The organism is Mesorhizobium sp. M5C.F.Ca.IN.020.29.1.1, from assembly GCF_003997375.1.
Classification (GTDB): Bacteria; Pseudomonadota; Alphaproteobacteria; order Rhizobiales; family Rhizobiaceae; genus Mesorhizobium; species Mesorhizobium wenxiniae.
Genome location: NZ_RZSW01000157.1, coordinates 1 through 11699, shown reverse-complemented (window position 1 = coordinate 11699; position 11699 = coordinate 1). Strand labels below are relative to the sequence as shown.

The following is an 11699-nucleotide window of genomic DNA, read 5'->3' as shown; positions in this document are numbered from 1 at the left end:
GATGTCGACATGGCGGTCGCGCAGCGTGGTCAGCCCAAAGCTGTTGTTGTCGCGAGCGTAGGCGGCATTGCCGACGCGGATCATCGTGTTGTCAAGCAGCCAGACCACAGCGGCGACAACGCGTTCCAGCGGCAGGCCGTGACGGCGCAGATCGGCATCGATCTGGCGTCGCAGCTCAGGCAGGCTTTCTGCAAAGGCAACCAGGCTCGAATATTTGACGCCGTCACGCTCCTCCGCCCATAGCGCATGATACCGATATTGCTTGCGTCGGCGCTGATCACGGCCTGTCGCCTGGATGTGACCGTCAGCATCCGGCGAGATCCACACATCCGTCCACGCCGGTGGAATGGCGAGCGCCCTGATGCGGGCCATAGTGTCGTCGTCGACACCCTGCCCGTCAGGCCCTTTATATGAGAATCCCTTGCCAGCCCTGAGACGCCGGATACCGGGCTCGGCGTCGGTGAGGTAGGTAAGCGAGGCTCGATCGGCAGAGGCTTGCGACCCATTTGTCGGCGCCCCGTCTTTTGGTGCAACCTCCTTGCCAGCCGATCGGCCGGATGGCGACCCGGATTTGTCCAACATGTCCTCTCCGCGAGAAATTTTCCCGTAGATAAGCGCCGGACCCGCCGCTGGTTCCGCGAATGGCTTTCAGAATGATGTCAGGCTCACCGCGTGTGCGTTCGAGGAGCCTTCCTCTGTCTACGTTCGGCGCCTAGAAATCGAGTGCGGCCTCGCTTGCCGTTATGCCTTTTCCAGCACGACTGGAATGACGTCGACTGCTTGCTCGCCGACCTGCCCTCCGGTTGTTTTCAGGACGCCGACGATCGGCGCTACATCCGAATAGTCCCGGCCATGACCGACGGTGATGTGGTCGTTGCTTGCCCGCATGCCATTGGTCGGATCGAACTCCTGCCAACCGGTGTCGCGCCCGCACCACACCTTGACCCAGGCATGCATGGCGTCGGCCCCTTCCAGCCGCGGTTTTCCGCGCGGCGGAATGGTGCGCAGGAACCCGCTGACATAGCCGGCGGGGACACCCAGGCCGCGCAGGCCGGCGATCATGATATGCGAAAAGTCCTGGCAGACGCCCCGCTTCAGGTCGAAGGCATCGCTTGCCCGGGTCTGCACCGTAGTCGCCTCGCCATCATAGGTGAAATCGCGGTAGATACGGTTGCACAGGTCCATGGCCGTGCTGACAGCGGAGTTGCCGGCACTGCTCCGCGCGTAGGCCGTGATCGCCGCATCGATGCCGGCATAGTCGCTGGCGGCCAGAAAGTGATGCGGTGTATCAGGCGACAGCGACCGCACCGCATCGAGTTCCTCCCTCAGCCGGCGAATGTCGGGCGACACGTCAAGCCCAGGTTCCGGCCGCGAAACCGCGACGCGCGCGCTCATCCTGATGTCGAGCGCATCGTGAACGTCGCGAAAGGCGATCGACGTGACATTGTTGCCAAAGAAATCGGAAAAATCCGAGCGTTCGCTCGGCGCCGGTGCGAAGGACAGCGAAGCGGCGATCACGCGCTGCACGCCCGATACCGTCGGCGGCAGCACGCGCACCTGATGGCGGCCGCCGCCGGCCGCAGCATCGTAATCGTAACGTAGCTTGAGCCTGATATCGTAGAGCATGCCCGCCTTTATCCGAACCCGTCCCTACCCGAAATAGGATTTGGCGAGGCTGTTGTAGAGGCCGCCGATCTCGTTGGCGAGATCGGCCAGGGCCGGCGCCGTCATGTCCGATGGCTCCTTGATGGCGATCGCCGTGTTGAGCTGCAGGATCTCTTTCGCCGCCGGCGACATGTGCCCCTCGCCGCCGACAGCAGGCAACAGCGCGATTTCGGCCTTCAGCCGCTCGAGCTGGAACAGGATGGAGCGCGGGTTGAGCGGATCGAGCACCAGGAGGTCGATCACAGTGCGCCGGCCGGCCTGCACCGGATACTGCCGCCGGTGGGTCATGACGCTGTCGCCGATCTCCAGCATCATGTCGAGCGCGCCGTCCGGCGCCGCAGCCCTGGTCAGCCTGGCGAGCGTGCGGGCAATCTGGATGCCGCGTTCCAACCGCCGGCCGATCTCCAGGAAGCGCCAGCCGGTGAAGCGGTACATATTCTCATGCAGCAGGCCGGAAAACCCGGCGAGCTTGCGCAGGATGACCGTCATCGCCCGCGTCGCATCATCGCCCGGCGCCACCGTTGTGGCGAATTGATGAATGGTCTTCGACAGATCCTTCAGCGCTAGCCAGCCATCGGGCGAGAAGCGGTCGCGGATTTGTCCGGCGCTGTAGACGGCGCTGTCCAGTGTGCCGATCAGCCCCGGCGGGATCGCGGTTTCGACGTCGATGCCGAACGGTTCGAGATAATCTCTGATATCGGCAAGCAGCGGCATGTCCGGGTCGGATGCCTCGGCCACCCGCACGTGATAGGCGCGCAGGATGCGCACCGTGTCTTCCGATCGCTCGATATAGCGGCCGAGCCATGTCAGGTTTTCCGCCGCGCGGCTGGGCAGGCTGCCCGGCAAGGTGCGGGTGAAGGTGTCGTGCTCCTGCGGCAGCAGCGTCTCGCGCTCCACCGGTCTGTCGCTGACCACCCACACATCCGCCGCCTGGCCGCCGCGCTGCATGGCGATTGCCGTCGGGTCGAGCGAAAAGCCGACGCGGGCAAAGCCGCCGGGCATCACCGTCCAGCCTTCCGCGGTTCGCGCCAGATAGACGCGCAGGGCTGCTGGTCGCGGCTCCAGCCAGCCGCCGACATAGACCGGCGTGGTCGAAAGCGTCACCGCTTCCTGTCCGACGAAGCCGCCGCCGTCCCTTTCGATCCGGGCTATCAGTTCGGCCCGCTCCCCGGCAACCAGCGCCGAGCCCAGCCTCGTGGAATCGTCATCCTCGAAGGCAAGCCGCGTCGACAGCGCCGGACCGATCACCATGCGGTCGAGGTTAGCCAGCACATGGTCACGGTCCGCGTCCCGCCCGCACCACCACGTCGCGACACTCGGCAGCAGAAGCCCCTCGTTGCGCAATTCGCGCGAAATCTTCGGCAGGAAGGCGAACATCGCCCGCGTTTCCATCAGCCCGGAGCCGAGCGCGTTGACGGCTGAGACGGCTCTCCGGCGGATCGCCTCGACCAGCCCTGGCGTGCCGATCTGCGACTCCGGCCGCAACTCCAGCGGATCGGCGAAAGCGGCGTCGAGCCGTCGCCACAGTACACTGACCGGCATAAGCCCCGAAACGGTGCGCACCATAAGCCGGCCGCCGGAGACGGTCAGATCCTCGCCTTCAAGCAACATGATGCCGAGATAGCGGGCGATATAGGCATGTTCGTAATAAGTTTCGTTGAGCGGCCCCGGCGTCAGGATGGCGACACGGCCGCCTGATACCTTGGCCATGCCGTTCAGCGCGTCGCGAAAGCGGCGGAAGAAGCCGGCAAGGCGATGCACGTGCATCTCGCCATAGATGTCGGACAGCGCACGCGTGGTTGCGACGCGGTTTTCCAGCGCAAAGCCGGCACCCGACGGCGCCTGCGTGCGGTCACCCAGCACCCACCAGCGGCCGTCCGGTCCACGGCCGAGCTCGAAGGCGCAGAAATGCAGGAAATGGCCGCTGGCCGGTCTGGTGCCGACGACCGGCCGCAAATATTCCGGGCTGGCTGCGATCAGCCCCGGCGGCAAGATGCCCTTCTCGACCAGGCGGTTCGGCCCGTAGATATCGGCGATCGTTTCCTCGAACAGCTCGGCCCGCTGGACCAGCCCGGCGCTGATCGCGGCCCATTCCTGGTCCTCGATCAGCAGCGGCACATGCGCCAGCGGCCATTCGCGCTCATTGGCGCCGGCCTTGTCGTAGACGCGGTAATAGACGCCGGCGTCGCGCAGATACTGGTCGGCGCGAGCGAAGCGCTGAGCGAGCTTTTCGGGACCCAGTTCCTCCAGTGCCTCGATGAAGTCCTTCCAGACCGGGCGGGGATTGCCTGATGCATCGACCATCTCGTCGACGACACCGTCGATCGGCTGATAATGCTCCAGCAGGTTATGCGATCTGCCGCGTATTTTCTTGTGATTCCCCTTTGCCATGGCTGATCAGAGTCTTGCAGGTCGCCTGAGGTCAAGGGTCATCGGGAAATCCTCAGAGGCTCGTTCGTCGCGCAGCACGTAGCCGGACGGCGTATGGCCACACGGCTCGAAGCGGGCGAGCCGTCGCGCCTCCGCTTCATTGCCGTTGACCGGGAAGGTGTCGTAGCTGCGCCCGCCGGGATGTGCGACATGGTAGACGCAACCGCCGATCGCCCGCTCCGACCACCGATCGTAGATGTCGAAGACCAGCGGCGTATTGACCGGCAGCGCGGGATGCATGCCCGATGCCGGCTGCCAGGCCTTGAAGCGGACGCCCGCCACCGCGATCTCTCTGGTGTCGGTCACCTTCATCGGCACGATGCGGCCGTTGCAGACGACCGCGTGACGCTCCGGGTTAAGCCCTTCGGTCTTCACCTGGAGCCGCTCGACCGAGGAATCGACGAAGCGCACGGTTCCGCCGATGGCGCCCTGCTCGCCCATGACATGCCACGGCTCCAGCGCTTGCCGCAGTTCCAGCTTGATGCCGGCATGCTGGACCTCGCCGCAGAACGGGAAGCGGAATTCGAGCTGCGCGTCGAACCATTCGGGACGGAATTCAAAGCCGTTCAGCTTGAGGTCGTCCAGCACGTCGAGAAAATCCGCCCAGACATAGTGCGGCAGCATGAAACGGTCATGCAGCGACGTGCCCCAGCGCACGAAGCGGCCATCGAGCGGATTCTTCCAGGCGCGGGCGATGATGGCGCGCACCAACAATTGCTGCGCCAGACTCATGCGCGCATTGGGCGGCATCTCGAAGCCGCGGAACTCGACCAGCCCCAGCCGGCCGGTCGGCCCGTCGGGCGAAAACAGCTTGTCGATGCAGATTTCCGACCGATGCGTGTTCCCCGTCACGTCGGTCAGAAGGTTGCGGAACAGCCGGTCGACCAACCACGGCAACGGCGCGCTGCCACTGTCCGGATGCGGCACCTGCGCCATCGCGATCTCGAGCTCGTAGAGCGAATCGTGGCGCGCCTCATCGAAACGCGGCGCCTGGCTGGTCGGGCCGATGAACAGGCCGGAGAATAGATAGGACAGCGACGGGTGCCGCTGCCATTGCAGGACAAGGCTCTTCAGCAGGTCGGGGCGGCGCAGGAACGGGCTGTCGTTGGGTGTTGCGCCGCCGACGACGACATGGTTGCCCCCGCCTGTGCCGGTGTGGCGGCCGTCGATCATGAACTTGTCGGCGCCGAGCCGCGTCTGCCGCGCCTCCTCGTAGATCGCTGTGGTCGTCGCCACGCAGTCCTGCCAGTTCGCAGCCGGATGGATGTTCACCTCGATGACGCCGGGATCCGGAGCCACGCGGATGACGTTGAGGCGCGGATCGTGAGGCGGACCGTAGCCCTCGATATGCACCGGCAGGCCGATAACCTTTGCCGCGTTCTCGGCCGCTGCGACCAGTTCGAGATAGTCTTCCAGCGCCTCGACCGGCGGCATGAATACACAAAGCCGCCCGTCGCGCGGCTCGACCGACAGTGCGGTGCGCACCGCGCCGCCGATCTCGGTGATTTCCTGTTCGACACGGTCCTGCTGGCCGGTCGCAGCGGTGAAGGACGCCGCCTGCTGGCGTCGCACCATTTCGTCGGCGCCTTCCAATTCGGCTGGGGCAGCCTCCGGTAAAGGAGCGGCTCCAGGCAAAATAGTCTCGCGCGCCGGCAATGGTCCGCGCGGCAGGGAAGGATCGACCGGCACGATATACGGGAACTGCGCCGGCGGCACATGGGGCAGCGTGCCGAGCGGCAGGCGGTAGCCGACCGGTGAATCTCCCGGCACCAGGAACAGCTTGCCGCGCCGCGTCTTCCACTTCTCCGAACGCCAGCGCGGTCCGGACGCTTGGCTGTTCCAGCGCTGGACAGGCAGCACATAGCCCGATGGCTTGGTCAGGCCGCGTTCGAACACCCGCGCCATGCGGCTGCGCTCCTCGGGGTCGTCCAGCTTCGAATTGGACGGATCGACATTTTCCGGCAGCTTGCCTTCCTTGAGCAGCCACTCGGCCGGGTCCTCATAGGCTTCGCTGACCATGGTCTTGTCGATGCCGAGTTCATCGGCAATCGCCGTCAGCAGGCCTTCAGCCTGCTCCGGTCCGACAACTGCTTCGCTGTTTTCCCGTGCGATCAGCGATGGATCACTCCACACCGGCTCGCCGTCGGCGCGCCAGTACAGCGAGAAGGTCCAGCGCGGCAGGCTTTCGCCCGGATACCACTTGCCCTGCCCGTAGTGCAGGAAGCCACCGGGCGCGAAACGCTCCCGCAGCCGGCGGATCAGCGCATCGGCTTTTTCGCGTTTTGTCGGGCCGACGGCGGCGGTGTTCCACTCCTCCGCCTCGAAATTGTCGATCGACACGAAGGTCGGCTCGCCACCCATGGTCAGCCGCACGTCCCCGGCCTCGAGCGCGGCATCGACCTGGTTGCCCAACGCGTCAAGCGCCTGCCAGCTTTCGTCGGAGAACGGCTTGGTGATGCGTGGATGCTCGGCGATGCGGTCGACCCGCATGTCGAAGCCGAACTCGACATTGGCGAAACTGGCCATGCCGGAAATAGGCGCGGCGTTGCGGAAATGCGGCGTCGCGGCGAGCGGCACATGGCTTTCGCCGGTGAGCAGTCCGGAGGTCGGGTCGAAGCCGATCCAGCCGGCGCCTGGCAGATAGACTTCGCACCATGCATGAAGATCGGTGAAGTCGACGGCGGTGCCGGGCGGCCCGTCAAGCGCGACGAGGTCGGGTTTCAGCTGGATCAGATAGCCGGAGACGAAGCGCGCGGCGATGCCGAGGTTCCTCAGGATCTGCACCAGCAGCCAGCTCGTGTCGCGGCACGAGCCTTTCTTGGCGGCCAGCGTTTCCTCGGGTGAGAAGACGCCGGTTTCCATGCGCACGATATAGGCGATCTCGCGTTGCAGGCGCGCATTGAGGTCGACGACGAAATTGACGGTGTTGGTAGGACTGCGATCGATGGTCTGCAGGAACGCCGACAGCAGCGGCCCGGCCGGCTCCGGCGTCCGGTAGATGGCGAGATCGTCGCTGATCTCTTCCGGATACTCGAAGGGAAACGTTTCGGCCGACGGCTCGACGAAGAAATCGAATGGGTTATAAACCGTCATGTCGGCAACGAGGTCGACCTCGATCTTCAGCTCCGTCACAGGTTCTGGAAACACGAAACGCGCAAGGAAGTTGCCGTAGGGGTCCTGCTGCAGATTGACGAAATGGTTCGCCGGCCCGACCTTCAAGGAATGGCTGAGCACCTTGGTGCGGGAATGCGGCGCCGGCTGCAGCCTGATGACCTGCGGGCCGAGAACGACCGGCCGGTCATATTTGTAATGGGTCAGGTGGTAGACGGCTGCCAGAATTGCCATGGGGCCCCGAAAGTCGGCGTTTCAAACGAATTCGCCGAACCCTGACACAAATGCTGGCCATTCTCCAAGCAGAGATGTTGCGGTGCACCTAATTTAAGCAGCTATTGAACGCAACTCCGCTTAATACGACTGGCCACCGCTGGCCTCCAGCATCTGCGGTTGGCGAAGGCCTCGGGTCTTCGTCGTCCTGGGGCGGAGCAAGGAGCGAAGCGCAGACCCCAGCATCCATGCCGTGACGCGAACCGAAGAATGCAGCAGTGCAGCACGAACCACTGTCGTGACCCTGCCCTGAAAGATCCTGCACCGCAGCGGCGCCTCGACTCACGGCGTGGATCGGGTCAAGCCCGGGTCAAGCCCAGGGTCAAGCCCGAGGATGACGAAGCGAAGGGCATGGCCGTTTAGAAAAACGCCTGCAATCCGGTCTGTGCCCGTCCGAGGATCAGCGCATGCACGTCATGCGTGCCCTCATAGGTGTTGACGGTTTCGAGGTTCTGCGCGTGGCGCATGACATGGTAGCCGATCTGGATGCCGTTGCCGCCATGCATGTCGCGGGCCTGGCGGGCAATGTCGAGCGCCTTGCCGCAATTGTTGCGCTTGACGATCGAGATCATCTCCGGCGCCATTTTGCCTTCGTCCATCAGCCGCCCGACCCGTAAGCTGCCCTGCAGGCCGAGCGCGATCTCGGTCTGCATGTCGGCGAGCTTCTTCTGGAAAAGCTGCGTGCCGGCCAGCGGCTTACCGAACTGCCTGCGGTCGAGGCCGTATTGGCGGGCCCGGTGCCAGCAATCTTCCGCCGCGCCCATCGCACCCCAGGAGATGCCGTAGCGCGCCCGGTTGAGGCAGCCGAACGGACCCTTCAGGCCTGAGACATTGGGCAGCAGCGCATCTTCGCCGACCTCGACGCCTTCCATCACCACTTCGCCGGTAATCGATGCGCGAAGCGACAGCTTGCCGCCGATCTTCGGCGCCGAGAGGCCTGTCATGCCCTTTTCCAGCACGAAGCCGCGAATCTCGTTGTCATGCGCGGCCGATTTCGCCCAGACGACAAACACATCGGCGATTGGCGCGTTGGAAATCCACATTTTCGAGCCGGAGACCTTGTAGCCGTTCGCCGTCTTCTCGGCTCGCGTCTTCATGCCGCCCGGGTCGGAACCGGCATCCGGCTCGGTCAGGCCGAAGCAGCCGATCCACTCGCCGCTGGCGAGCTTCGGCAGGTATTTCTTGCGCTGCGCCTCCGAGCCATAGGCGTGGATCGGATACATCACCAGCGACGACTGCACGCTCATCATCGATCGATAGCCCGAGTCGATGCGCTCGACTTCCCGCGCCACCAGCCCATAGGTGACGTAGTTGGCGCCGAGTCCGCCATATTCTTCCGGAATGGTTATGCCGAGCAGCCCGGCCTCGCCCATCTCGCGAAATATCCCGGCATCGGTCTTTTCCTCGAGATAGGCTTCCTCGATCCGAGGGGCGAGCTTGTCGGCGGCGAATGCCGCGGCGCCATCACGCACCATCCGCTCGTCTTCCGAAAGCTGGTCCTCGATCAGGAAAGGATCATTCCAGACGAATGCGTTTTTGTCGGCTGCCATGGCCTCGGTCTCCAAATGCGGGGATGCCCGGGCTTATCGGCTTCCAGTTCGAAAAAATCAAACGAAATTGCTTCACCGATCAATGAACGTTAGTAATGGATCATGAACGTTCAGCGCCGCCTTTTGCCTGGTATCAGCGCCCTTGCCGCCTTCGAGGCGGTGGCCCGGCTGGGCAGCTTTACCGCCGCCGCGCAGGAACTCGATTTGACCCAGGGCGCCGTCAGCCGGCAGATCAGGCTGCTGGAAGACCAGTTCGGCCGGCGGCTGTTCGAACGCGACAGCCGCAATGTCAGGCTGTCAGCGGCAGGCGAGATCTATGCCGAAGCGGTGCGCGCCGCGCTGGGTCAATTGCGCGACGCAGCCCTTGGATTGATGAGCAATCGGCATAGTGGCATCTTGAACCTCGCCATCCTGCCGACCTTCGGCACACGCTGGCTGATGCCGCTCATCCCGGATTTCGTCGAAAACAACCCGGACATTACCATCAATTTCGTCACCCGCATCGGCCGCTTCGACTTCGCTCGCGAAAGGCTCGACGCCGCCATCCATTTCGGCTTGCCCGACTGGCCGGACGCCGACTCGACGCTGCTGGTCCGCGAAGAGGTGGCGCCTGTCGTGTCGCCCGAATTTCTGGCCGGCCGCGCCATTGCCACACCCGCCGATATCGGTCGCCTGCCGCTGCTGCATATGGCGACACGGCCCGGCGCATGGACCGAGTGGTTCGAGCATCAGGGTTTGAGCGCGCCGACCGGGCCGGGCATGCAGTTCGAGCAATTCGGCACCGCCGCCCAGGCCTGCATGGCCGGGCTCGGCGTAGCGCTGCTGCCGCAGGTCCTTATCTCAGGCGAATTGCAGCGCGGCCAACTCGTGCCGGCGCCGGGCCGGCCGATGCAAAGCCGCAGCGCCTATTACCTGGTTGTGCCGCACGACAAGCGCGGCCATCCGCCGGTCGCCAGCTTTCGCGACTGGCTGCTCAGTCGCGTACCAGTGGTAGGGTGATTACTTCCGCTTCAACGCATCGGCCAATGCGGCGCCAAACGTGCCTTGCTGCGCGGACCGCTCCGGCTGACGCTGCGGCGCCGGCGCGCGCGGCACCGGTCTGTTGCCATTGTCGCGCGGCTTCGGTGTACCGCCGTCACCATCCCGACGCATCGAAAGGCCGATGCGCTTGCGCTTGATATCGACCTCGACGACACGCACCTTGACCACGTCGCCGGCTTTCACCACCTCATGCGCGTCCTTGACGAAACGGTCGGCCAGTTGCGAGACATGCACCAAGCCGTCCTGATGCACGCCGATATCGATGAAAGCGCCGAACGCCGCGACATTGGTGACAGTGCCTTCCAGCAGCATGCCGGGCTTCAAATCCTTGATGTCGTCGACACCGTCGGCAAAGCTCGCGGTCTTGAAGCCGGGGCGCGGATCGCGGCCGGGCTTTTCCAGTTCCGCCAGGATATCACGCACTGTCGGCAGGCCGAACCGCTCATCGACGAAGACCCGCGGATCGAGCGCCTTGAGAGCGGCACTGTCGCCCATCAGCGAGCGGACGTCGCGTCCGCAGGCGGCGACGATCTTTTTCGCCACGCCATAGGCCTCCGGATGCACGGCCGAGGCATCGAGCGGTTCGGTGCCGTTGGGAATGCGCAGGAAGCCGGCGCATTGCTCGAAGGCCCGCGGTCCGAGCCGCGCCACCTTCAACAGGTCACGACGGCTGGCGAAGGGGCCGGCGGCATCACGGTGAGCGATGATGGCCGCGGCCAGCGATGTGCCAAGACCCGACACCCGCGCCAGAAGCGGCGCCGAGGCGGTGTTGAGGTCGACGCCCACGGCATTGACCGCGTCCTCGACCACCGCTTCCAGGGAGCGGCCGAGCCGGTACTGGTCGACATCGTGCTGATACTGGCCGACGCCTATCGACTTTGGCTCAATCTTGACCAGTTCGGCGAGCGGATCCTGCAGCCGCCGCGCGATCGACACCGCGCCGCGCAGCGACACGTCGAGGCCGGGAAATTCCGCCGCCGCCGTTGCCGAGGCGGAATAGACCGAGGCACCCGCCTCGCTGACGATCACCTTGAGCGGCTTCGGCCCGGACTCGGCAGGCATATCGGACAGCATGTCGGCCACCAGCCTTTCCGTCTCGCGGCTGCCGGTGCCGTTGCCGATGGAAATCAGCTCGACCTTGTGCAGGCGGACGAGCTTTGCGAGTTCGACTTGCGTGCCGCGCACATCATTCCTTGGCGGAAATGGATAGACCGTCGTCGTCGCCAACAGCTTACCTGTGCCGTCCACCACCGCCACCTTGATGCCGGTGCGGATGCCGGGATCGAGGCCCATGGTGGCGCGCGAGCCGGCCGGGGCAGCGAGCAGCAAATCCTTCAGATTGCGGGCGAAGACATGGATCGCCTCCTCCTCGGCCCGCTCGCGCAGATCTCGCATCAAATCGAGCGTCAGGTGCAGCGACAGCTTTATGCGCCAGGTCCAGCCGGCCACCTCCATCAGCCAGCGATCGCCCGGCAAATGGCGGCCGATGGCGTAGGCGTCGGCAATCATCCGTTCGACCGGCTTCACCGGTGACGCGTCGTCGGCATCGATCTCGATGTCGAGGGACAGCACCTCTTCGTTGCGGCCGCGCAGCATCGCCAGCGCGCGATGGCTCGGCACGTTGGCCCA

General features: G+C 64.7%; 6 protein-coding genes and 1 pseudogene. 1 reads left to right on the top strand and 6 read right to left on the bottom strand.

Translation table 11 applies throughout. The features are described from left to right. The 5 genes and pseudogenes from EOA85_RS14815 to EOA85_RS14795 form a co-directional block, all read right to left on the bottom strand. Positions 1–582: pseudogene (locus EOA85_RS14815) on the bottom strand (DNA topoisomerase IB); the annotation flags it as partial. Positions 583–741: 159 nt separating this feature from the next. Next, the gene (locus EOA85_RS14810; RefSeq protein ID WP_127209956.1) at positions 742–1626 is read right to left on the bottom strand and encodes a transglutaminase family protein; all 885 of its coding nucleotides are present in this window, start codon (positions 1624–1626) and stop codon (positions 742–744) included. A 24-nt stretch (positions 1627–1650) separates the two neighbouring features. Continuing rightward, positions 1651–4056 (bottom strand): circularly permuted type 2 ATP-grasp protein, encoded by a 2406-nt coding sequence (locus EOA85_RS14805; RefSeq protein ID WP_127209955.1) that lies wholly within the window; start codon positions 4054–4056, stop codon positions 1651–1653. 6 nt (positions 4057–4062) lie between these two features. Further along, complete coding sequence (locus tag EOA85_RS14800; RefSeq protein WP_127209953.1) at positions 4063–7440, bottom strand: transglutaminase family protein; 3378 nt, start codon at positions 7438–7440, stop codon at positions 4063–4065. 398 nt (positions 7441–7838) lie between these two features. Beyond that, positions 7839–9029 carry an acyl-CoA dehydrogenase gene (locus EOA85_RS14795; protein WP_127209951.1) on the bottom strand — a complete coding sequence of 397 codons (1191 nt, stop codon included), beginning with the start codon at positions 9027–9029 and terminating at the stop codon, positions 7839–7841. Positions 9030–9131: 102 nt separating this feature from the next. Between EOA85_RS14795 and EOA85_RS14790 the strand changes: the two genes are divergently transcribed. Further along, positions 9132–10028, top strand: coding sequence for a LysR family transcriptional regulator (locus tag EOA85_RS14790; RefSeq protein ID WP_029349736.1), 897 nt, complete (start codon positions 9132–9134; stop codon positions 10026–10028). Here the strand turns inward: EOA85_RS14790 and EOA85_RS14785 are convergent. Beyond that, the coding region (locus EOA85_RS14785; RefSeq protein WP_164759667.1) for a Tex family protein at positions 10029–11699 on the bottom strand (1671 nt) is incomplete at its 5' end. It abuts the gene before it with no gap.